The organism is Pseudomonas sp. Sample_10, assembly GCF_004321495.1.
In the GTDB taxonomy this organism is placed as follows: Bacteria; Pseudomonadota; Gammaproteobacteria; order Pseudomonadales; family Pseudomonadaceae; genus Aquipseudomonas.
The window spans coordinates 1-23,059 of sequence record NZ_RCOE01000159.1; the positions used below are offsets into that span (position 1 = coordinate 1).

A 23,059-nucleotide genomic window follows, 5' to 3' on the forward strand; every position below is an offset into this window, starting at 1 on the left:
TCGACGAAGGTGAAGAAGCCTTCCTCGTGACCATGAGCGCGCAGCTTGCCGGCGTTATCGCTCACGCCGAGGCGACCGGTTCGATCCGTGGCCTGGGCCGTCAGGGCAAGGGCATCCAGGAAGCCAAGTTCGTCGGCGTCCCGGGTTCGCCGGGGGCGGCGGTCGGTACGGCGGTGGTCATGTTGCCACCGGCCGACCTGGACGTGGTGCCCGACAAGACCATCACCGATATCGAAGCTGAACTCGGGCTGTTCAAGACCGCCATCGAAGGCGTGCGCGCCGACATGCGCGCCTTGTCAGCCAAGCTGGCCACGCAGTTGCGCCCGGAAGAGCGAGCGTTGTTCGACGTCTACCTGATGATGCTCGACGATGCCGCGCTGGGCAGCGAAGTCACCACGGTGATCAAGACCGGTCAGTGGGCCCAGGGCGCCTTGCGTCAGGTGGTCACCGATCACGTCAACCGCTTCGAACTGATGGACGATGCCTACCTGCGTGAGCGCGCATCGGACGTCAAGGACCTTGGTCGCCGCCTGCTCGCCTATTTGCAGGAAGAGCGCCAGCAAACCCTGGTCTACCCCGACAACACCATTCTGGTCAGCGAGGAACTGACGCCGGCAATGCTCGGCGAGGTGCCTGAAGACAAATTGGTGGGTCTGGTATCGGTACTCGGTTCGGGCAACTCCCACGTCGCGATTCTTGCTCGGGCCATGGGCATTCCGACGGTGATGGGCCTGGTCGACCTGCCGTATTCCAAGGTCGACGGCATCGGCATGATCGTCGACGGTCACCGCGGCGAGGTCTACACCAACCCCAGCGACGTGCTGCGCAAGCAGTTCGCCGAAGTGGTGGAGGAAGAGAAACAGCTGGCCCTGGGCCTCGATGCATTGCGTGATTTGCCGTGCGTCACGGTCGATGGTCATCGCATGCCGTTGTGGGTCAACACCGGCCTGTTGGCGGACGTGGCGCGCGCACAGAAACGCGGTGCCGAAGGCGTTGGCTTGTACCGCACCGAAGTGCCGTTCATGATCAACCAGCGCTTCCCCAGCGAAAAGGAACAACTGGCGATCTATCGCGAGCAACTCGCCGCGTTCCATCCGCAACCGGTGACCATGCGCAGCCTGGACATTGGCGGTGACAAGGCGCTGTCGTACTTCCCGATCAAGGAAGACAACCCGTTCCTCGGCTGGCGCGGAATTCGCGTCACCCTCGATCACCCGGAAATCTTCCTGGTGCAGACCCGCGCCATGCTCAAGGCCAGTGAAGGCTTGAACAACCTGCGCATTCTGCTGCCGATGATCTCCGGTACCCACGAACTCGAAGAAGCCCTGCACCTGATCCACCGGGCCTGGGGTGAAGTGCGCGACGAAGGCACCGACGTGCCGATGCCGCCGGTGGGGGTGATGATCGAAATTCCGGCGGCGGTGTACCAGACCCGGGAATTGGCGCGGCAGGTGGACTTTCTGTCGGTCGGTTCCAACGACCTGACTCAGTACCTGTTGGCCGTGGACCGCAACAACCCGCGGGTCGCCGATCTCTACGACTACTTGCACCCGGCCGTGCTGCAAGCCCTGCAAAACGTGGTGCGTGACGCCCATGCCGAAGGCAAGACGGTGAGTATCTGCGGCGAGATGGCCGGTGATCCGGCGGCGGCGGTGCTGTTGATGGCGATGGGTTTCGACAGCCTGTCGATGAACGCCACCAACCTGCCGAAGGTGAAGTGGATGCTGCGTCAGATCAACCTGAGCAAGGCCAAGGAATTGCTCGCCGAACTGATGACCATCGATAACCCGCAAGTTATCCACAGTTCATTGCAACTGGCGCTGAAGAACCTCGGGTTGGCGCGGATGATCAATCCGGCGGCGGTCAAAGCCCTCTAAAAGGTTGATGGCCTGTGGCGAGGGAGCTTGCTCCCGTTCGGCTGCGAAGCTGTCGTAATCCGGCCGATGCGATTTTTCTGAAAGAACGCATTGGCCGGATCGGGAGCGCTTCGCACTCCAGCGGGAGCAAGCTCCCTCGCCACAATTAATCGCCCGAGCTTCAAACCCTGACCTCTACCTCCCCCAGATGCCCGCCAAATGGCCCGAAACTCCTTTCGACCACATGCCGCGACCCATCCGCCTGCACGATCAGCGCCGTACTCGCCCGTGTTCCATAACTCTGGCTGGCAATAAACACGCTCGACAACAACGTCTCGGTCGCCAATCCGACCCCGGTATCCGGCAATTCGTTAAACGGAGCGGTCTGCGCATCGTTCAATAGCGCCAGCAGTGCCTCCGGTTGTGGCTCGTCCAGCACTTGACTCAGCGCTGCCTTGGCCCGAAGCAATTTCGGCCACGGTGTATCCAGCCCGGCATTCGACAGACCATAAACCCCAGGCGGCAGCATCACGGCTTCCGTTGCCCGGGCATTGAAGTGCCACAGTTCATTTTTGTTGCCGACCAGCAGGTTGAACCCGCCATATTCCGGCGAACGTGCGACAACGTCGGTCAAATAGTCATCAATCGAAACGTCGCCGCTGAGAAATCCCGCCACCAGCTCACCCCGGGATTTGCGCCCCGGTGGCCGATGCGGATCACGAATATTGGTCAGCGCCGCAAAGCGGCCGTTGGCGCCAACACCGAGCCACGTGCCGCCAGCCTCCAGGTCGCGGCCGGCGTAGACATGAGGCGCTTCAGGCCATTGCGCCAGCGGCAGGCTGGGACGGGCGTAGAATTCGTCGCGGTTGGCCGCCACGATAAGCGGCTGGGCATGGTCCGGCCGCCAGGCAAAAACAATCAGGCACATAAGGTGATCCTTGTGTGTTTTTTGCCCACTCTACGCAGTCGACGTGCGGGTATCCATCGCCATCCAGTGGAGCCCGATGCCATGCATCCGTTACCATGCCGCTCCGGTTTTGGGGTTGGGTGGGGAAGCGACATGGAATTTCTGCTCTATCTGGCGCTCGGCGCCTGTGCCGGGGTGTTGGCCGGATTGTTCGGCGTGGGCGGTGGCATCATCATTGTCCCGGTGCTGGTGTTCAGTTTTACCTTGCAGGGATTCGACGCATCGATTCTGACCCACCTCGCCGTGGGGACTTCGCTGGCGACGATCATCTTCACCTCGGTGAATGCGGTGCGTGAGCATCACCGCCGCGGGGCCGTGCGCTGGCCAATTTTCGTCTGGATGACCGTCGGCATCCTGATCGGCGCCGGTTTCGGCGCGCTGACCGCCGAAGCGATCTCCGGACCCAACCTGCAAAAAATCATCGGTGTTTTTGCCCTGGTGATTGCCGCGCAACTGGCGCTGGACGTCAAACCCAAGGCCAGCCGAACGGTGCCGGGTAAACTCGGTCTGACCGTGGCCGGTAGCGTGATCGGTTGGGCCTCGGCGATTTTCGGCATTGGCGGCGGCTCATTGACCGTGCCGTTTTTGACCTGGCGCAGCGTGCCGATGCAGCAAGCCGTTGCCACGTCGTCGGCCTGTGGCCTGCCAATCGCTTTGGCAAGTGCATTAAGTTTCATGATTCTGGGCTGGCACGATCCGCTGTTACCGGCTCATAGTCTGGGTTTTATTTATTTACCGGCGCTGTTGGGTATTGCCCTGACCAGCATGGTCTTCGCCCGTCTCGGCGCGCGACTGGCCCACAGGCTGTCGCCGAAGTTGCTGAAAAGACTGTTTGCCGCTTTGCTGTTCTGCGTTGGTTTGAGTTTCCTGCTCTGACGTCCGGCACAATCCTGGCTTAATCCTGAGGTGGCAGCGTCGCCCGGGAATTGATTTGAACTCATGAGGAGTCGCAATGCTGCCTTACCCGCAGATCGACCCGGTGGCCCTGGCCATCGGTCCGCTGAAAATTCATTGGTACGGTCTGATGTACCTGATCGGCATCGGTGGCGCCTGGTGGCTGGCGTCGCGCCGGTTGAACCGCTTCGACCCGACCTGGACCAAGGAAAAACTCTCCGACATGGTGTTCTGGATGTCGATGGGGGTGATTGTCGGCGGGCGCCTGGGTTATGTGCTGTTCTACGATCTGGGCGCCTATCTGGCCAACCCGACGCTGATCTTCGAAGTGTGGAAGGGCGGCATGTCGTTCCACGGTGGTTTCATCGGCGTGATGCTGGCGGCGTTGTGGTTCGGTAAAAAGAACAACAAGTCGTTCTTCCAGTTGATGGACTTCGTTGCGCCGATGGTGCCGATTGGTCTGGGTGCCGGGCGCATCGGCAACTTCATCAACGCCGAGTTGTGGGGCAAGGCGACCGACGTTCCGTGGGCCATGGTCTTCCCGACCGACCCGGCGCAACTGGCGCGCCACCCGTCGCAGCTGTACCAGTTCGCACTCGAAGGCGTGGCACTGTTCCTGATCCTGTGGCTGTTCTCGCGCAAGCCGCGGCCGACCATGGCGGTATCGGGCATGTTCGCGCTGTTCTACGGGATCTTCCGTTTCATCGTCGAATTCGTCCGCGTGCCGGACGCGCAACTGGGCTATCTGGCCTGGAACTGGCTGACCATGGGGCAGGTGCTGTGCGTGCCGATGATCCTCGGCGGGCTGTTCCTGATCTGGCTGGCGTATCACCGCGCCCCGGCGACACCAGCAGCAGCGGTATAAATTCGAATGCCGGGGCTTCGGCCCCGGCTTCAAGGACACAGGTAATTCATGAAGCAATATCTCGAACTGGTCGCCCACGTCATCAAGAACGGCACCAAACAGGCCAACCGTACCGGCGTGAACACCATCAGTTTTCCGGGTGCCATGCTGCGTTATGACTTGCAGGAAGGCTTCCCGGCGATCACCACGCGCAAGATGGCATTCAAATCCGCCATTGGCGAGATGTGCGGTTTTCTGCGCGGGGTGAACAACGCCGCTGAATTCCGTGCCTTGGGCTGCAAGGTCTGGGATCAGAATGCCAACGAAAACGCCCAGTGGCTGGCCAACCCGTTCCGTCAGGGTGAAGACGATCTTGGTGAAATTTATGGCGTGCAATGGCGTAAATGGCCGGCGTACAAGCAGATCCCGCTCAGCAATCCTGCCGCGATCGAGCAGACCCTGAGCCAGGGTTACCGCCAGATCGCCGAAGGTGAAGAGAATGGCCAGGCCTACGTGGTGCTGTACAAAGCCATCGATCAGGTTCGTCAGTGCATCGACACCATCATCAAGGACCCGGGCAGCCGCCGGATTCTGTTCCACGGCTGGAATTGCGCCCAGCTGGATGAAATGGCGTTGCCGCCGTGCCACCTGCTTTACCAGTTCCACCCGAATGTCGAGACCAAAGAGATTTCTCTGACCCTCTACATCCGCTCCAACGACCTGGGCCTGGGCACACCGTTCAACCTCACCGAAGGTGCCGCGCTGCTGAGCCTGATCGGCCGCCTGACCGGCTATACGCCGCGTTGGTTCACCTATTTCATCGGTGATGCCCACGTCTACGAAAATCACCTGGACATGCTCAACGAACAGCTCAAGCGCGAGCCGTTCCCGATGCCGAAACTGGTGATCAGTGATCGTGTGCCGGAATTTGCCAAGACCGGTGTGTATCAGCCGGAGTGGCTGGAGCTGGTGGAACCGAGCGATTTTTCGCTGGAAGGCTACGAGCACCACGCGCCAATGACCGCGCCGATGGCGGTCTGATTCAGGCACGGCTTGATCGTCGTTGATTGTTCCCACGCTCTGCGTGGGAACGCATCCCGTGACGCTCTGCGTCACAGTGGACGCGGAGCGTCCATGGCGGCATTCCCACGCAGAGCGTGGGAACGATCAGCGCGAAGGCGTCCTCAATGGCCGTGACTGCGGCCCACGTGGGAGTGTTCCACTTCCGTCGCCACGACCCCGCCACTGACTTCCAATCGCTGCAAGATCCCGCATTGATCGACCTCCGGCCCTTCGCCACAACGTTGACGCAGGTCGAGCAGTTGCGCCTGCAACGCCAGCAAACCGTCGATCCGTGCCTTCACGTGGTGGATATGCTCGTCGATCAGCGCGTTGACGCTTTCGCACTGGTCCTGCGGACTGTCACGAAAGGCCAGCAGGCTGCGGATCTCTTCGAGGGTCATGTCGAGAGTGCGGCAATTACGGATGAAGGTCAGGCGCTCGGCGTGGGCCTGAGTGTAGACGCGGTAGTTGCCGTCGCTGCGGGCCGGTTCCGGCAGCAGGTTTTCGCGCTCGTAATAGCGGATCGTTTCCACGGCGCAATCCGTGAGTTTCGCCAACTCTCCGATCTTCATGACGAGGATCTCCAAAAAGGGTGCTTGACCCTATAGTGGCTACAGGGTCTTTACTTGGCAACAGGTACTTTTATGGACACGACCCATGAGCGATTCCCTGCACAGCCACAAACCCGAAGACACTTGCTGCAGCAGCAAGCTTAAGCCCGTGGCCAAACATTTACATGGCGGCCATGGTGAATCCTGTTGCGCACCGAAAGCAAGCGAGCCCACGCTGATTCCGTTGACCGAAGCGCCAAGTGCCGATGCGCGGCTGAGTAGTTTCCGTATTGAGGCCATGGATTGCCCGACCGAGCAATCGCTGATTCAAAATAAGCTGGGAAAACTGACCGGCGTGCAGCAGCTGGAGTTCAATTTGATCAACCGGGTGCTGGGCGTCACCCATAATCTGGCCAGCACTGCGCCGATTGTCGACGCCATCAAAGCCCTCGGCATGCACGCCGAGCCCCTGGAGCAAGGCGCCGAAGCGCCGGCGTCGGCACCCGAGAAGAAGTCCTGGTGGCCGCTGGCATTGTCCGGCGTTGGCGCATTGGTGGCGGAAGTCATCCACTTCACCGCCGCCGCTCCGAACTGGGTGGTGGCGGTCATTGCCCTGATCTCGATCCTCAGCGGCGGCCTGGGCACCTATAAAAAGGGCTGGATCGCCCTGAAGAACTTCAACCTGAACATCAACGCGTTGATGAGCATCGCGGTGACGGGTGCAATCCTTATCGGGCAATGGCCGGAAGCGGCCATGGTGATGTTCCTGTTCACCGTGGCGGAGTTGATCGAAGCCAAATCCCTCGACCGCGCGCGCAATGCCATCAGTGGCTTGATGCAGATGACGCCGGAACAAGCGACGGTGTTGCAGGCTGACGGCACTTGGGTCACGCAGGATGTGAAGGCTATCGATCTCGGTGCCCGGGTACGGGTGCGTCCCGGTGAGCGCATCGCGCTGGATGGCGAAGTGCTCGCGGGTAACTCGAGCATTGATCAGGCGCCGATTACCGGTGAAAGCCTGCCCGTGGAAAAAACCATTGGCGACAAAGTGTTCGCCGGCACCATCAACCAGGCCGGTTCCCTGGAATACGCCGTGACGGCGGCAGCAAACAACTCGACCCTGGCGCGAATCATCCACGCTGTCGAGCAGGCCCAGGGCGCACGGGCGCCGACCCAGCGCTTCGTCGATACGTTCTCGAAAATCTATACGCCGGCGGTGTTCATCCTGGCGTTGGCGGTCGCAGTCATTCCTCCACTGTTCATGAATGCGCTGTGGTTCGACTGGATCTACCGCGCCCTGGTGTTGTTGGTCGTCGCTTGCCCTTGTGCCCTGGTGATCTCCACACCGGTGACCATCGTCAGCGGTCTCGCTGCCGCGGCCCGCAAAGGTATTCTGGTGAAAGGCGGGGTTTACCTGGAGGGCGGCTACAAGCTCGACTACCTTGCTTTGGACAAGACCGGCACCATCACCCATGGCAAACCGGTACAAACCGATTACCTGTCGCTGGACCCCACCGCCGATGCATCGGCGCCGGCGATTGCCGCGGCGCTGGCCGGCCGTTCGGATCACCCGGTATCGCTGGCGATCGCCAACGCGGCTGTGGATAAACAATTGGCCCCACTTGTTGTGGATAACTTCGAAGCACTGGGCGGGCGCGGGGTGCGCGGCGAAATCAATGGCCAGCTGTACCATTTGGGCAACCATCGTCTGGTTGAAGACCTCGGCCTGTGTTCTCCTGCGCTGGAAGAGAAACTGTCCGCCCTCGAGAAACAGGGCAAGTCGGTGGTGCTGCTGCTCGATCAGTCCGGCCCATTGGCGCTGTTCGCCGTGGCTGACACGGTGAAGGAATCCAGCCGCGAAGCGATCCGCCAGTTGCATGAGTTGGGCATCAAGACCTTGATGCTCACCGGCGATAACGTGCACACCGCGCAGGCGATCGCAGCGCAAGTCGGTATCGACGAGGCCAGGGGCGATCTGTTGCCCACCGACAAGTTACAGGCGATTGAAGCGCTGTATGCGAAGGGGCATCACGTCGGGATGGTGGGTGATGGCATCAACGATGCGCCGGCCCTGGCCCGTTCCGAAATCGGTTTCGCCATGGCCGCCGCAGGCACCGATACCGCTATCGAGACCGCTGATGTCGCCCTGATGGACGACGATCTGCGCAAAATCCCGGCATTCATTCAGCTGTCGCGCCAGACGTCGAGCATTCTCAAGCAGAATATTGCCCTGGCATTGGTGATCAAGGCGATCTTTCTTGGGGTAACCTTCGCCGGGCTCGCTACCATGTGGATGGCGGTTTTCGCCGACATGGGCGTCAGTTTACTGGTGGTGTTCAACGGGTTGCGCCTGCTGCGCAAATAAAGGATGAGGACGGGTTGTGCTGAGTGCCGAGCTGAAGGCGTTTTACATGGTGGCCCGACTGGGCAGTATCACCCAGGCCGCGAAAAAGCTCGGTTTGAGTCAGCCCACGGTGACGACGCAGATTCGCAATCTCGAAAGTCAGTATTCGGTCGAGTTGTTCTACCGTGGCGGCCGGCGCCTGAGCGTCAGCGAGGAGGGCGCGCGGTTGTTGCCGATGGTCAAGGCGCTGATGCAGCAGGAAGCCGACATCGAGTTCTTCCTGCGCAATTGCGGTCAGGTGCAGGGCACGCTGCGCATTGCCGCGACGGCGCCGTATTACATCCTCGATCTGGTGAAGACTTTCCGCGAGCGTCTGCCACAGGTGGAGGTGTCGGTGGAAATCGGCAATTCCCAGCAGGTGCTCGAAGCGCTGGAGGACTACCGCGTCGATGTCGCGGCGTCCTCGCAGTTGCTCGACGATGCACGGCTGATTCGCCGGGTGCTCGGCAGCGATCCGCTGGTGCTGGCGGTGCATCGAAATCACCCGCTGGCGGCACATGATCACGTACCGCTCAGTGCACTGGCGGGGCATACATTGTTGATGCGCGAAACGGGTTCGACCACCCGCCGTATGACCGAAGAATTGCTGGCTGGCGCCGGGGTGAGTGTCGGGCCGTTGCTGGAGATTGGCAGTCGCGAGTCGATTCGCGAAGCGGTGCTGCGCAACATCGGCATCAGCCTGATTGCCCGGCAGGAAGTGCCGCACGATCCGCAGCTGCGGGTGCTGACCATCGAGAATGCACCGTTGTTGCCGGAGTATCTGTACTGCCTCAAGGAGCGGAAAAACGCACGGCTGCCGGCGGCGTTCCTGGGGTTGGCGCAGGAAATGGCCCCGGCCTGAGAGCTCGATTGCCTGTGATGATCGTTCCCACGCTCCGCGTGGGAATGCAGCCCGGGACGCTCCGCGTCCCAGAAGCCGAACGCGGAGCGTCCGTTGAGGCATTCCCACGCAGAGCGTGGGAACGATCGGCACAAGTTAGTCCTTGTCCAATAACCCCAAATTCCCGAATACCACTATCGGCAGTTTTTGCCTGGCTGCCATATGACGGACTCATTGCAACCCTAGGATGGCTTTCATCTGCCAGATGAGGTCCGTCCATGAACAATTTGATCGCCACTGCCCTGACCAACCCCGGCGTACCGATGAAGGTGCGCGGCGTACAGAAACGCTTTGGTGCGTTCACCGCGCTGGACAACGTGTCTCTCGACGTGGCGGCAGGCGAGCTGGTGTGCCTGCTCGGTCCTTCGGGTTGCGGCAAAACCACCCTGTTGCGTTGCATTGCCGGTCTGGAAAAGCAGGACAGCGGCGAGTTGTATCTCGGCGAGCGTGACGTTTCCCACCTGGCACCTCAAGCGCGGGACTACGGCATTCTGTTCCAGTCCTACGCACTGTTCCCCAATCTCACCGTCGAAGCGAACATTGCCTACGGCCTGACCGGCAGCGGCCGCGATCAAGTGCGGCAGCGCGTCGGGCAGATGCTGGAGCTGGTCGGCCTGAGCGGCAGCGAGAAAAAATATCCGGGGCAATTGTCCGGCGGCCAGCAGCAACGCGTCGCCCTGGCCCGCGCCCTGGCCCCGGCACCTTCGTTGTTGCTGCTCGACGAACCGATGTCGGCCCTCGACGCCCGGGTCCGTGAGCACCTGTGCACTGAGCTGCGCCAACTGCAACGCAGCCTCGGCATCACCACCCTGATGGTGACCCACAATCAGGACGAGGCCATGCTGATGGCCGACCGTATCGCCGTGATGAACAACGGCAAGGTCGAGCAGTACGCCACGCCGCAGGAAATCTACAACCGCCCGGCCACGCCGTTCGTGGCGGAGTTCGTCGGTCAGGGCAACTGGCTGCCGTTTCAGCGCAGCAGTGACAGCCACGCTCGGGTTGGCGCGATGAACTTGCGTCTGGCCGATGACAGCGCCAAGACTACGTCGGGGCGTTTGTTCTGCCGCCCGGAAGCGATCAACGTCAACCCGCTGGTACACGAGGAAAACCTGTTCCCGGCCAAGGTTCGCGAAATCACCTTCCTTGGCAACCGCTGCCGCATGAGCTTCGAACTCGATCACCTGCCGGGCCACGCTTTGTTGGCTGAGCTGGCACCGGAAGCCATGCCACGTCTTGGCGCGCAGCAGATCATGGTTGCCTTGCCGCCGCGCAGCCTGCAGGTGTTTGCCTGATGAGCGTGAACATCGCGCTGCCGCTGCCCCACAAGCAGGTTCGGCAGATTCCCCGTGCCGAGCTGGGCGACCGCGTCTTCGTGGTTGGCGGCAAGGTCCTCTTGTTGGGGTTGCTCGGCGTTGCGGTGTTGATGCCGTTGCTGGCGATCTTCTGGCGTGGTTTCAGCGCGGAGGCCGGGCAGGGCGGTGGCTGGCTCGCTGCGCAAGAACTGGTGACCAGCGACAACTTCCACTGGTTGCTCGGTAACAGCCTGAAGGTTTCCCTCAGCGTCGCCTCCATCGTCGTACCGCTGGCCTACCTCTTTGCCTACGCGCTGCAACGCACATTGATTCCCGGTAAAGGCCTCTGGCGCGGCATCTCTTTGCTGCCATTGATGGCGCCTTCGATGTTGCCCGGCATCGCCCTTGTTTACCTGTTCGGCAATCAGGGTATGTTGCGCGGCCTGCTCTCGGACAACATCTATGGCTTCTGGGGCATCGTTCTGGGTGAGGTGATCTACACCTTCCCACACGCATTGATGATCCTGCTGTCGGCCTTGTCCCTGGCGGATGCGCGACTGTTCGATGCGGCTTCCAGCATGGGCGCCGGTCCCGCAAAGGCGTTTCGCAGCATCACCTGGCCGGCGACGCGTCAGGCGGTTTTCGCCGCGTTCTGCCTGGTGTTCACCCTGACCATCACCGACTTCGGTGTGCCCGTGGTGGTCGGTGGCGACTATCAGGTACTGGCGCTGGAAGCCTACAAAGCCGTGGTTGGCCAACAGCAATTCGGTCGCGGTGCGCTGATCGGCATGGTCCTGTTGCTGCCGGCGCTGTTCAGCTTCGCGGTCGATGCCTGGTTGCGTCGGCGTCATGGCGATTCAATGAGCGGTCGCGCCCAAGTATTCAAGCCTTTGCCGTCGACGCTGCGCGACAGCTGCTATCTGGCCGTCGTGCTGCTGATCTGCGCCACATTGCTGCTGGTGTTCGGCATGGCGGTGTTCTCTTCGCTGGTGAAATTCTGGCCTTACAACCTGTCGCTGTCGCTCAACCATTACCAGTTCAATGACACCGCGGGCGGTGGCTGGCTGGCGTACGGCAACAGCGTGAAGATGGCTTTGTGTACCGCGCTGATCGGTAGCGTCCTGATCTTCACCGGCGCCTATCTGATGGAAAAAACCAAAGGCCAGCGCGGCTTGAATATGACACTGCGCATGCTCAGTTTCGTACCGATGGCGGTGCCGGGTCTGGTACTAGGATTGGGTTACGTCTTCTTCTTCAACCTCACCGGCAACCCGCTGCATGTGCTCTACGGGACCATGACCTTGCTGGTGGTTTGCACCATTGCTCACTATTTGACCACTGCGCAAATGACCGCCACCACCGCGCTGCGCCAACTCGATGGCGAGTTCGAAGCTGCCGCGCTGTCGCTCAAGGCACCGCTGTACCGCCACTACTGGCGCGTGACCGTGCCGATTTGTCTGCCGGCGCTGCTGGACATCGTGCGCTACCTGTTCGTCTCGGCCATGACCACCGTCTCGGCGGCGATCTTCCTCTACAGCCCCGACACCATTCTCGCGGCAGTGGCGGTACTGAACATGGACGACGCCGGCAACGTCGGCGGCGCGGCGGCGATGTCGACCCTGATTCTGTTCACTTCGGCGGGCGTTTCCCTGCTGCTGGCCTGGGCTTCGCGCGGTTTGCTGCGCCGCTCACAGGCCTGGCGGCAGACCGCGTCCGGCCATTGAAACCATACAACCCCTCAACTCAAAAACAGGAAAAGATCATGTTCAAGCCTATGGCCCTGGCCGCTGCTGTCCTCACCGCTTTCAGCCTGAACGCCTTTGCGGCGAAAACCGAGTTGACGGTGTACACCGCCCTCGAAGCCGAACAACTGAAGACTTATAAGCAAGCCTTCGAAAAAGCCAACCCGGACGTCGAGATCAAGTGGGTGCGTGACTCCACCGGGATCATCACCGCCAAGCTGCTGGCAGAAAAAGACCGCCCGCAGGCCGACGCCGTCTGGGGCCTGGCCGCTTCAAGCCTGGCGATCCTCGATCAGCAAGGTATGCTGCAAAGCTACGCGCCGAAAGACCTGCGCAAGATCGGCGCCAACTACCGCGACGCCGCCAACCCGCCAGCCTGGGTCGGCATGGACGTCTGGGCCGCGACCATTTGCTTCAACACTGTCGAGGCCGAGAAGCAGGGGCTGAGCAAACCGGTGAGCTGGCAGGACCTGACCAAGCCTGAGTACAAAGGCAAGATCGTCATGCCAAACCCGGCGTCGTCCGGCACCGGTTTCCTCGACGTCAGCGCTTGGCTGCAAACCTTCGGCGAGAAGCAGGGCTGGGCGTACATGGACGGCCTGCACCAGAACATCGGCCAGTACGTTCACTCCGGTTCCAAGCCTTGCAAACTGGCGGCGGCGGGTGAGTTTCCGATTGGTATTTCCTTCGAATACCCGGCTGTTCAGTTGAAGCGCCAGGGCGCACCGCTGGACATCATCCTGCCGAAAGAAGGCCTGGGCTGGGAGATCGAAGCGACGGCGGTAATCAAAGGCACTGCCCACGAAGAAGCGGCGAAAAAACTCGCTGACTTCTCGGCAAGCCCTGAGGCAATGGAGCTCTACAAGGAGAACTTCGCGGTGCTTGCGCAGCCGGGCATTGCCAAGCCGCAAACCGAATTGCCAGCCGACTACGAACAGCGCCTGATCAAGAATGACTTTGCCTGGGCTTCGAAAAACCGCGACCAGATCCTGAGTGAATGGCGCAAGCGCTATGACGGCAAGTCGGAGAAAGTGGCGGCCAAGTAAGATCTTCATCGGCTGACAGGGCCTCATCGCTGGCAAGCCAGCTCCCACAGTGGTTCCCGGTGTGATCGGGATTTCCAACCACTGAAGATCCCCTGTAGGAGTGAGCCTGCTCGCGATAGCGGTAGAACAGTCAACACACCTGTTGAAGTGAAGCCGCCATCGCGAGCAGGCTCGCTCCTACCATTGGATTGGGTACATCCAAAAGAGATGGGTCGGTTGTCAGGCTGCCATCGCTGGCAAGCCCCACCGTGAACCCTGTGGGAGCTGGCTTGTCGGGTCGCCGCATCGCAGCGATAGCGGTCTACCCTTCACCACAAACTTCACTGATGGGGGAATTTCCGATGGGCCGCAACGAGCAGGTGATTACTGAGGTATTCGGGCTGTACGAACGCTTCGGCACCGACGATTACATCGGCGAGCCGGTGTCGCAGATCGAGCACATGTCCCAGGCCGCCGAGCTGGCGATGGCCGAAGGTTTCGATGATGAAGTGGTGCTCGCCGCGTTCTTCCATGACATCGGGCATATTTGCGGCGAAAGCACCGAGAACATGGACGGCTTCGGTGTGGTCAGCCATGAGCGGCTGGGCGCTGACTATTTGCGTCGGGCGGGCTTCAGTGAGCGCATGGCACGGCTGGTGGAGTATCACGTCCAGGCCAAGCGATATCTGACATTGAGGGAGCCCGGGTACTACGAGCGCTTGAGCGAAGCCAGTCGCCGGACCCTGGGATATCAGGGTGGGGTGATGACTGAAACCGAAGCCGATGCATTCGAGCAGGACCCGTTGTGCGCCGTGAGCTTGCGCATGCGCCATTGGGATGAAATGGCGAAACAGATGCATGTGCCGGTGATGGACCTGGGCGTGTTGAAGCGCAAGGCGGTCGCGGTTTTGTCCCGCGAGATTTGCTGAGCAATCTGACGACTGATTGAGAAGAACATGCATGGTTCACCTTGTTGGCAGCGCTCAAGCTGAGCCTTTCACAAGGAAGAACATGTATGCGTTATTTGAAAGTGATTGCACAGGATCGAAGTGGAAACGGGGACGCAGATACGCTGCGGTTGCTGTTTTTTGAAGATGAACAATGGCTGCGTGAAGCCTCGGACAATGAAGTTCTGCGGCTGAAAAACTTTGGCTCTCATTACTTCAAGTGCAGATGGTTCAACACCGGTGAGGGTGAGGAACGGCATCTGCGCATGTTTTCGCTGAGCCCGACCGGCAATGCAACGCCGGAATCGGTGCGGCTGCATTTCCATGAAGGCCCCAACATCGTCTACAAGGCTGCTGTTCATGACCTCGACAACGATGGAGCTTTCGAGATTGTGCTGTGCACTGATGTGGACAACGACGGCCGTGCCAATCGTACGGATCGGACTCGGGTCAATGCGTTGGTGCGGGAATACCTGAAGCTGGGTTGGCAGTGATCAATGTTAAAAACGCGTCACTCCAGACACCATAATTTTCCCGGCCGCTAAAGCTGTTGCGCCAACACCTCAACCTGCTCCTGCCGCTCCGCCTGATTCAACTTCGCATGCGCATTGAGTGACGACCATTGCGGATGCGCCCTTGCTTTGTTCAGCGCCTCGGGCAGTTTGCCCTCGCGCCAGGTCTTGTCCTGAGGCGTTGCCACCTGGATGCTGTCCATCGCCGCATGTCCGCGGGCATTGAGTGCTTGCAGCAGTTGTCGTTGCCGCAGGGCCAACAGTCGCAACACGTTGTCATCGACCGTCAGCTCACGCTGGCCCTTGAGCTTGCCCAGCAAGCGGCTGCCATAGCTGCGCGCGGTTTGCAGGGCGCCGCCGGCGATGGCGCCGGCCAGCGCGGCGGCGCCGAGGGTGATGCCGCCGACCAGCAGGTCGACGCCCGCTCCGGCGGCGGCACCTGCGGCGATGCCGCCACCGACCCGCACACCCAATTGCTTGAGGGTTTCGGGGTTGAACAGGTCATCGCCCCAGCGGCCATCGAGCAGCGGCAAATCGCTGGCAGCGGCGTCCTGCGGGCGGAAGGCATAAAGCTTGAGCAGGGACTCGACGCAGCGTTGCTCGCGCTGGCGCACCGCTTTACGCAGTTCGCCGATGGCTTGCTGTTCCTGTTCGGCATCACTGACCACGCTGCGCCGGCATGCCGCGCAATCGATCAATAATTCGGCAATCAGCCGCGTCGCACTTTGCTCGCGCGCCCGGCGTTGGGCTTGCTGGTCGGCGATCAAGCGTTCCAGTTGCGGCCGCGCGGCTTCGAGCAGCAGGGCGAGGCTTTCATAGAGTCGGCGCTCGCCATCCTCTGGCGGTGCGACGCTGTCGAAGCGCACCAGTGCGTGCAATCCCAACCGCGCCAGCGCTTCACGCCACGCCGGTTCGCGATGGTTGGCGCTGCTGACGAAATTCAACACCGGCAGCAACGGTTTGCCGCAACCGGCCAGCACTTCCAGCTCATCGCGATACTTGGCCAGCACCGGTTCCCGAGCATCGATCACATAGAGACCGGCATCGGAGGCCAATAACTGGCGCAAGACCTTGGCCTCTTGTTCAAAACGCTGCCGGGCTTCGCTGCCATCGAGGAAGCGCGCCAGGCGGGCCGGACCGTCCAACCGTTCACCAGGTCGCTCGAGACGTTCAAGGTAGTCGAGCAGGGCGATGGCATCTTCCAGGCCGGGTGTGTCGTAGAGATCGAGCAGCGGTTCGCCGTCCACCGACAATCGCGCGCCTTCGACATGCCGTGTGGTGCTGGGACGGTGGGACACTTCACCGAAACCGACATCGCGGGTGAGGGTGCGCAACAGCGAGGTTTTGCCGACGTTGGTGTGGCCGACGACTGCAAGTTTCAGGGGCTGCTTGCGTGCTTCAGTCATGACCCGTCTCCAGCCAGTTCAACGGTGCGCAATCGGCGAACGGCAGCTCTAGCTGTTGCAGCGCCGTATGCCAGTCGCCAAGGCGTTCGGCATCCAGCGCTTCTCCGTGCGGCGCTTGCAGCAACCAGACGCGGGTGGCGCTGGCGTTGCGAGCCAGTTCGGCGATCAGCGCCAGGCTGCCGCGATCCGGCGAACGCCGTGGATCGCAGGCGATGGCCAGGCGCGCCGGAGGGAAGCGACTGAGTTGTTCGAGCAGTTTGTGCCGGGATTCGCGGCTGTCGAGAATCCCGGCGTTGCTCACGTTGTTCGGCAGTTGCGGCGGCCAGGGGCGCTCGTTGTCCAGTTCGATGGCGACCAACAGCGCACCGTCGCTTTGCTGTTCACTGACGCCGCTCTCGACCCGATGCAGTTGCTCAGGCGCCGCATCGCTGATGCCCAGACGTTCGCTGGTGGGCATCAGTCGCTCGCGTAGCTGCGCGTAGCCGGGCAGGTTCAAATCCAGGCGCAACATCGCTTGACCGGTTTTCCAGCGCCACAGGCAAAACAGCGCCAGCAACATTCGCGGTATCACGCCGTACACCAGCAATACGCCTACCAGCCACGCGGCCCAGGCTTGCCGGGCACTTTCGATGTTGAGTGCGGCGTCGCCACTGGCGCGGATCATTTCCTCGGTGGGCACGCTGAAGCCGAGCAGGGCCGGCAGCGCGCCGAGAGCCTGGGTCACGGCAATAAACGTGTCGGCGCTGAGGATGGTGGTTTCCCAGACGAAACCGTAGCGTCGGGTCGCCATCAACGTCAGCAGGATCACCAGCGCGCTGAGCATCGCCAGCAACCACAAGCCATTGACCAGCACACCAACGGCCCAGCGGTTGAGCTTGCGGCGTTGCAACAACAACAGCAGGGCTGGTGCCAGCTGCGCGGCTTTGGCATCCCGGGCGAGTTTTTCGCTCAGCCACAGCCACAATCGCCCGAGGCTGGCGCCGTGTTCGCCGGCAAACGCCAGGCCCAAGGCCCAGCTCAGCAGCAGAATCAGATTGAGCCCGAGCAGGCTGCCCAAGGCCCAGAACACATTCACCGGGTGCAGGCCGTCGCCCATCGCGGCGAAGGCCAGGCTTGCGCCGGTGACCACGGCCAGCAGCGCCAGGACGATCAACGCCAGTCGCGCACCTTGCAGCCAGTGCTTGAGCGCAGCACTCAAGCCATCGCGGTCCGCCAGCCACAGGGCGCGGCGTTGAATACGCGACGGCAAATCGCCCCCGGCGCTGCGGGCCAGTCGGTTGGCTTCCAGATCTTCCAGGGGGCCGGCGTGTTCTTCACGCAGGCGGATGGTTTCTGTCAGCCAGAGGTTATTCAGTTCAGTCACGCGGCATCCCGTCGCTCAAATGAGCTGTGAGCATAACCGTTGTGGCGCTTATCGGCGAAAGCGAGGCTCTGGTATCCTCGCCGACATGACTAAATCACTTCCCCTCAGCCTGATCGCAGCCCTCGGTGAAAACCGTGTGATCGGCGTCGACAACAGCATGCCCTGGCACTTGCCGGGGGACTTCAAATACTTCAAGGCCACGACCCTCGGCAAACCGATCATCATGGGGCGAAAGACCTGGGATTCTCTGGGTCGCCCGTTGCCGGGCCGCTTGAACATCGTGGTCAGCCGTCAGGCGGACCTGGTGCTCGAAGGCGCCGAGGTGTATCCATCGCTGGAGTCCGCAGTGGTTCGCGCCGAGGAATGGGCGAAGGAGCAGGGCGTCGATGAGTTGATGCTGATCGGCGGTGCGCAGTTGTATGCCCAAGGGTTGGCGCAGGCCGATCGGTTGTACCTGACGCGCGTGGCGCTGAGCCCGGAAGGGGATGCGTGGTTTCCGGAGTTTGATGTGAAGGAATGGACACTGGTTTCCAACGTTGAAAACCCGGCAGTAGAGGGTAAGCCAGCGTACAACTTCGAAGTCTGGGAAAAGGTTTGAAAGCATCGCTGGCAAGCCAGCTCCCACAGTGTCCAAGGTGAATCACTTGTTGCGTGAACACCATAGATCCCTGTGGGAGCTGGCTTGCCAGCGATGGGGCCAGATCAGGCGCTGAAAAATTTAAGCGTGCGCCAGCTCCGAATGCTCATCCGCATCCAGCACTCGTTTATCGGTCTGCTGCATCATCTGGCTGGTTATCGCACCGGCCGTCATCGAACCACTGACGTTCAACGCCGTGCGCCCCATATCAATCAGCGGCTCGACCGAAATCAGCAACGCCACCAGTGACACCGGCAAGCCCATCGCCGGCAACACGATCAGCGCGGCGAACGTCGCACCGCCACCCACGCCCGCCACACCGGCCGAACTCAGCGTCACAATCGCCACCAGTGTTGCGATCCACAGCGGATCGAGCGGGTTGATGCCTACGGTCGGCGCCACCATCACCGCCAACATCGCCGGGTACAGACCGGCGCAGCCGTTCTGGCCGATGGTCGCGCCGAACGAAGCGGCGAAACTGGCGATCGATTGTGGAATGCCCAGGCGGCTGGTCTGTGCTTCGATACTCAACGGGATCGTCGCTGCGCTGGAACGGCTGGTGAAGGCAAACGTCAGCACCGGCCAGATCTTGCGGAAGAAGCGCAGCGGATTGATCCCGGCAGCCGACACCAGCACGCCGTGAACCACAAACATCAGACCAAGGCCAATGTAGGAAACCACGACAAAACTGCCGAGCTTGATGATGTCCTGCAAGTTGGAACCGGCCACCACTTTGGTCATCAGTGCCAGCACGCCGTAGGGCGTCAGTTTCATCACCAGGCGCACCAGACGCATCACCCAGGCTTGCAGGGTGTCGATGGCGTTGATCACTTTCTGACCTTTTTCGACATCATCCTTGAGCAGTTGCAGCGCTGCGACTCCAAGGAACGCAGCGAAAATCACTACGCTGATGATTGAGGTCGGCTTGGCGCGCGCCAGGTCGGCGAACGGGTTTTGCGGAATGAACGACAGCAACAGCTGCGGCACATTCAGGTCGGCAACCTTGCCCGCGTAGTCGGACTGAATGGTTTGCAGGCGGGCCATTTCCTGGGTGCCGGCCACCAGACCTTCGGCGGTCAGACCGAACAGGTTGGTCATGCCGATACCGATCAGTGCCGCGATGGCGGTGGTGAACAGCAGCGTGCCGATGGTCATGAAGCTGATCTTGCCCAGCGATGAAGCGTTGTGCAGACGAGCCACGGCGCTGAGGATCGAGGCGAACACCAACGGGATCACGATCATCTGCAGCAATTGCACGTAACCGTTGCCCACCAGATCGAACCAGCCGATCGAGGCTTTCAGCACCGGGTTGCCGGCGCCATAAACGGTATGCAGCGCGACACCGAACACCACACCCAGCACCAGCGCGAGCAGGACTTTTTTTGCCAGGCTCCACGGCGTGTGGCGGGTTTGTGCCAGGCCAAAGAGCAGGGCGAGGAACACCAGCAGGTTGAGAATCAGCGGCAGATTCATTGGAACTCCCATTAGACATGTGCCAACTGCCTTCCGGGGCAGCTGCGAACCGGGAAGCCTAACAGCTTGAATTCTAAAGAATTAATACCAAAAACGTCTTGAAACTGTCGTTTTTGGAATAAGCGTGTGTCGTTCTCGGAGATGCAGCTGACGCGATGGGTACGCTAGCGGTCGCTGGCAGACGAGGACCGTCACACTTATTTGTTAGCGTCGATGTCTTTCATTCAGGGAGTGACGCCAATGAAGTTTGCATCGAAATTTCTGGCAGCCGCGCTGTGTGCAGGTCTTGCCGGCCAGGTATTTGCGACGGATCTGAAGCACTGGCCCGCCGATCAGGCCAAGGCACTGGACGCCATGATTGTGGCCAACGCCAACAAGGGTAACTACGCGGTGTTCGACATGGACAACACCAGTTACCGCTACGACCTCGAAGAGTCGTTGCTGCCGTTCATGGAGAACAAGGGCCTGATCACCCGCGACAAACTCGATCCCTCCCTGAAGCTGATGCCGTTCAAGGACACCGCCGACCACCAGGAAAGCCTGTTCAGCTACTACTACCGCCTCTGCGAACTCGACGACATGGTTTGTTATCCATGGGTCGCCCAGGTGTTCTCGGGTTTCACGCTTGAGGAGCTCAAGGGCTACGTCGACGAAATGATGGCGTCCGGCAAACCGGTACCGGCGACGTATTACGAAGGCGATGTGGTCAAGAAACTCGACGTCAATCCGCCGAAAATTTTCACTGGCCAGCAAGAGCTGTACAACAAGCTGATGGAGAACGGCATCGAGGTCTACGTGATGACCGCCGCCTCCGAAGAATTGGTGCGCATGGTCGCGGCCGATCCGAAATATGGCTACAACGTCAAACCGCAAAACGTGATCGGTGTGTCGCTGCTGCTCAAGGATCCCAAGACCGGCGAACTGACCACTGCTCGCAAACAGATCACCGCCGGCAAATATGATGAAAAGGCGAATCTTGGTCTCGAACTGACTCCGTACCTGTGGACCCCGGCGACCTGGATGGCGGGTAAGCAGGCGGCAATCCTGACCTATATCGATGAATGGAAAAAACCGGTGCTGGTGGGCGGCGATACACCGACCAGCGATGGTTTCATGCTGTTCCACAGCGTCGATGTGGCCAAGGGCGGGATACATTTGTGGGTCAACCGCAAAGACAAATACATGACCCAGATCCAGGGCATGATGGCAAAAAACGCTGCGGCCCAGGCCAAGGAAGGGTTGCCGGTGACGGCGGACAAGAACTGGGTGATCGTCACCCCGCAAGAGATTCAGTAAGACCGTTTGGCTTACCTGTGATGAGAGAACGTTAGCATCCTGTGGCGAGGGAGCTTGCTCCCGCTGGGGCGCGAAGCGGCCCTAAAAAGGGCTGCTGCGCAGCCCAGCAGGACGGTGCGGCGATCCGACGAGCTCCCTCGCCACGGGTACAGTGTTGATCGTTCCCACGCTCTGCGTGGGAATGCAGCCAGTGACGCTCCGCGTCGGGACGCGGAGCGTCCTTTTAGACAGTCCCACGCGGGAGCGTGGGAACGATCAATTGTGGTCAAAAAAATGCCCCGCACGTTGGCGGGGCATTTTCATGTTCGACGGTTAAGCCTTACAGCCCGTCGAGCATTGCCTTGTTGCGCACTGCACCCTTGTCGGCGCTGGTGGCCAGCAGGGCGTAGGCTTTCAGTGCGGTGGTCACCTTGCGTGGACGTTTTTCCACTGGTTTCCAGCCTTTCTTGTCCTGCTCGACCCGGCGCGCAGCCAGTTCTTCGTCGCTGACCAACAGGTTGATCGAGCGGTTTGGAATGTCGATCAGCACCTTGTCGCCATCCTGCACCAGGCCGATGGCGCCGCCGGCAGCCGCTTCAGGCGAAGCGTGGCCGATGGACAGGCCGGACGTACCGCCGGAGAAACGGCCGTCGGTGAGCAGGGCGCAGGCTTTGCCCAGGCCTTTGGATTTCAGGTACGACGTCGGGTAGAGCATTTCCTGCATGCCCGGGCCGCCTTTCGGGCCTTCGTAGCGAATGATGACGATGTCGCCTTCCTTCACTTCGTCGGCGAGGATGCCGCGCACGGCGCTGTCCTGGCTTTCAAAGATCTTGGCGTTGCCTTCGAACACGTGGATCGACTCGTCGACGCCAGCGGTTTTCACCACGCAGCCATCCAGCGCGATGTTGCCGTACAGCACGGCCAGGCCGCCTTCTTTCGAATACGCGTGCTCGACACTGCGGATGCAGCCGTTTTCACGGTCGTCGTCCAGGGTTTCCCAGCGGGTCGACTGACTGAACGCGGTTTGCGTCGGGATACCCGCCGGGCCGGCCTTGAAGAAGTGATGCACGGCCTCGTCGGTGGTCTGGGTGATGTCCCACTTGGCGATGGCCTCGGCCATGCTCTTGCTGTGCACGGTCGGCAGATCGGTGTGCAGCAGGCCGCCACGGGCCAGGGAGCCGAGGATGCTGAAGATCCCGCCGGCACGGTGCACGTCTTCCATGTGGTACTTCTGGATGTTCGGCGCAACCTTGCACAGCTGCGGCACGTGACGGGAAAGGCGGTCGATGTCGCGCAGGTCGAAATCGATCTCGGCCTCCTGCGCCGCGGCCAGCAAGTGCAGGATGGTGTTGGTGGAACCGCCCATGGCGATGTCCAGGGTCATGGCGTTTTCGAACGCCTTGAAGTTGGCGATGTTGCGGGGCAACACCGACTCATCGTTCTCGCCGTAGTAACGCTTGCACAGCTCGACGATGGTGCGGCCAGCTTGCAGGAACAACTGCTCGCGGTCGCTGTGGGTGGCCAGGGTCGAACCGTTGCCCGGCAATGCCAGGCCCAGGGCTTCGACCAGGCAGTTCATCGAGTTGGCGGTGAACATGCCGGAGCACGAACCGCAGGTCGGGCAGGCGCTGCGCTCGTACTCGGCGACTTTCTCGTCAGAAGCGCTGGAGTCGGCGGCGATCACCATGGCATCGACCAGGTCGAGGCCGTGGGAGGCGAGTTTGGTCTTGCCGGCTTCCATCGGGCCGCCGGAGACGAAGATCACCGGAATGTTCAGGCGCAGGGACGCCATCAGCATGCCAGGGGTGATCTTGTCGCAGTTGGAGATGCAGACAATGGCGTCGGCGCAGTGGGCGTTGACCATGTACTCAACGGAGTCGGCGATGATCTCGCGGCTCGGCAGCGAATACAGCATGCCGTCGTGGC

The 23,059-nt window shown here is 61.0% G+C and carries 19 protein-coding genes; 13 read left to right on the plus strand and 6 right to left on the minus strand.

Going from position 1 to position 23,059, the window contains the following annotated elements:
• A partial coding sequence (gene ptsP / locus D8U18_RS16015) for a phosphoenolpyruvate--protein phosphotransferase (protein ID WP_131107982.1) occupies positions 1–1,877 on the plus strand: 1,877 nt, incomplete at its 5' end.
• A gap of 160 nt (positions 1,878–2,037) precedes the next feature.
• On the opposite strand, the gene D8U18_RS16020 is transcribed toward ptsP, so the two are convergent.
• Positions 2,038–2,784: an NRDE family protein gene (locus tag D8U18_RS16020; RefSeq protein WP_131107983.1), complete on the minus strand. Its 747-nt coding sequence runs from the start codon at positions 2,782–2,784 to the stop codon at positions 2,038–2,040.
• A 132-nt stretch (positions 2,785–2,916) separates the two neighbouring features.
• Between D8U18_RS16020 and D8U18_RS16025 the strand changes: the two genes are divergently transcribed.
• The 3 genes from D8U18_RS16025 (at position 2,917) to D8U18_RS16035 (ending at position 5,602) form a co-directional block, all read left to right on the plus strand.
• The gene (locus D8U18_RS16025) at positions 2,917–3,699 is read left to right on the plus strand and encodes a sulfite exporter TauE/SafE family protein (RefSeq protein WP_056854025.1); all 783 of its coding nucleotides are present in this window, start codon (positions 2,917–2,919) and stop codon (positions 3,697–3,699) included.
• 76 nt (positions 3,700–3,775) lie between these two features.
• Positions 3,776–4,582 (plus strand): prolipoprotein diacylglyceryl transferase, encoded by an 807-nt coding sequence (gene lgt / locus D8U18_RS16030; RefSeq protein WP_056854024.1) that lies wholly within the window; start codon positions 3,776–3,778, stop codon positions 4,580–4,582.
• Between the two features lie 48 nt (positions 4,583–4,630).
• A complete protein-coding gene (locus tag D8U18_RS16035; protein ID WP_056854023.1) occupies positions 4,631–5,602 on the plus strand; it encodes a thymidylate synthase in 972 nt (323 codons plus the stop codon).
• Positions 5,603–5,745: 143 nt separating this feature from the next.
• On the opposite strand, the gene cadR is transcribed toward D8U18_RS16035, so the two are convergent.
• Entirely contained in the window at positions 5,746–6,195 is a 450-nt protein-coding gene (cadR, locus tag D8U18_RS16045) for a Cd(II)/Pb(II)-responsive transcriptional regulator (protein WP_056854022.1), read from the minus strand.
• 85 nt (positions 6,196–6,280) lie between these two features.
• Here cadR and D8U18_RS16050 point away from each other — a divergent pair, with 85 nt between their 5' ends.
• The 7 genes from D8U18_RS16050 to D8U18_RS16085 all read left to right on the plus strand — a co-directional run bounded on the left by D8U18_RS16050 (position 6,281) and on the right by D8U18_RS16085 (position 14,961).
• On the plus strand, positions 6,281–8,539 hold the full coding sequence (locus D8U18_RS16050) for a heavy metal translocating P-type ATPase (protein WP_131107984.1): 2,259 nt from the start codon (positions 6,281–6,283) through the stop codon (positions 8,537–8,539).
• A gap of 16 nt (positions 8,540–8,555) precedes the next feature.
• On the plus strand, positions 8,556–9,419 hold the full coding sequence (locus D8U18_RS16055; RefSeq protein WP_056854020.1) for a LysR family transcriptional regulator: 864 nt from the start codon (positions 8,556–8,558) through the stop codon (positions 9,417–9,419).
• Positions 9,420–9,676: 257 nt separating this feature from the next.
• Positions 9,677–10,753 carry a putative 2-aminoethylphosphonate ABC transporter ATP-binding protein gene (locus D8U18_RS16065; RefSeq protein ID WP_056854019.1) on the plus strand — a complete coding sequence of 359 codons (1,077 nt, stop codon included), beginning with the start codon at positions 9,677–9,679 and terminating at the stop codon, positions 10,751–10,753.
• Positions 10,753–12,477: a putative 2-aminoethylphosphonate ABC transporter permease subunit gene (locus D8U18_RS16070; RefSeq protein ID WP_131107985.1), complete on the plus strand. Its 1,725-nt coding sequence runs from the start codon at positions 10,753–10,755 to the stop codon at positions 12,475–12,477. The genes D8U18_RS16065 and D8U18_RS16070 overlap by 1 nt, the downstream gene beginning before the upstream one ends.
• Before the next feature lie 38 nt (positions 12,478–12,515).
• Positions 12,516–13,541 (plus strand): putative 2-aminoethylphosphonate ABC transporter substrate-binding protein, encoded by a 1,026-nt coding sequence (locus tag D8U18_RS16075; protein ID WP_131107986.1) that lies wholly within the window; start codon positions 12,516–12,518, stop codon positions 13,539–13,541.
• 341 nt (positions 13,542–13,882) lie between these two features.
• On the plus strand, positions 13,883–14,449 hold the full coding sequence (locus D8U18_RS16080; protein ID WP_056854016.1) for a phosphonate degradation HD-domain oxygenase: 567 nt from the start codon (positions 13,883–13,885) through the stop codon (positions 14,447–14,449).
• Between the two features lie 44 nt (positions 14,450–14,493).
• Entirely contained in the window at positions 14,494–14,961 is a 468-nt protein-coding gene (locus tag D8U18_RS16085; RefSeq protein ID WP_236708443.1) for a hypothetical protein, read from the plus strand.
• A 47-nt stretch (positions 14,962–15,008) separates the two neighbouring features.
• Here the strand turns inward: D8U18_RS16085 and D8U18_RS16090 are convergent, their stop codons facing one another.
• Positions 15,009–16,385, minus strand: coding sequence for a GTPase/DUF3482 domain-containing protein (locus D8U18_RS16090; protein ID WP_130907653.1), 1,377 nt, complete (start codon positions 16,383–16,385; stop codon positions 15,009–15,011).
• Entirely contained in the window at positions 16,378–17,748 is a 1,371-nt protein-coding gene (locus tag D8U18_RS16095) for a DUF2868 domain-containing protein (RefSeq protein ID WP_131107987.1), read from the minus strand. The genes D8U18_RS16090 and D8U18_RS16095 overlap by 8 nt, the downstream gene beginning before the upstream one ends.
• A gap of 85 nt (positions 17,749–17,833) precedes the next feature.
• On the opposite strand from D8U18_RS16095, the gene D8U18_RS16100 reads away from it, so the two are divergent.
• Entirely contained in the window at positions 17,834–18,346 is a 513-nt protein-coding gene (locus tag D8U18_RS16100; RefSeq protein ID WP_130906059.1) for a dihydrofolate reductase, read from the plus strand.
• Positions 18,347–18,466: 120 nt separating this feature from the next.
• On the opposite strand, the gene D8U18_RS16105 is transcribed toward D8U18_RS16100, so the two are convergent.
• Positions 18,467–19,858, minus strand: a complete 1,392-nt coding sequence (locus tag D8U18_RS16105) for an L-cystine transporter (protein WP_131107988.1) — start codon at positions 19,856–19,858, stop codon at positions 18,467–18,469.
• Positions 19,859–20,098: 240 nt separating this feature from the next.
• Here D8U18_RS16105 and D8U18_RS16110 point away from each other — a divergent pair, with 240 nt between their 5' ends.
• Entirely contained in the window at positions 20,099–21,154 is a 1,056-nt protein-coding gene (locus tag D8U18_RS16110) for a haloacid dehalogenase-like hydrolase (protein WP_131107989.1), read from the plus strand.
• A gap of 319 nt (positions 21,155–21,473) precedes the next feature.
• Here D8U18_RS16110 and ilvD read toward each other — a convergent pair.
• Positions 21,474–23,059, minus strand: a 1,586-nt coding sequence (ilvD, locus tag D8U18_RS16115; RefSeq protein WP_131107990.1) for a dihydroxy-acid dehydratase, incomplete at its 5' end; no start/stop codon positions are given.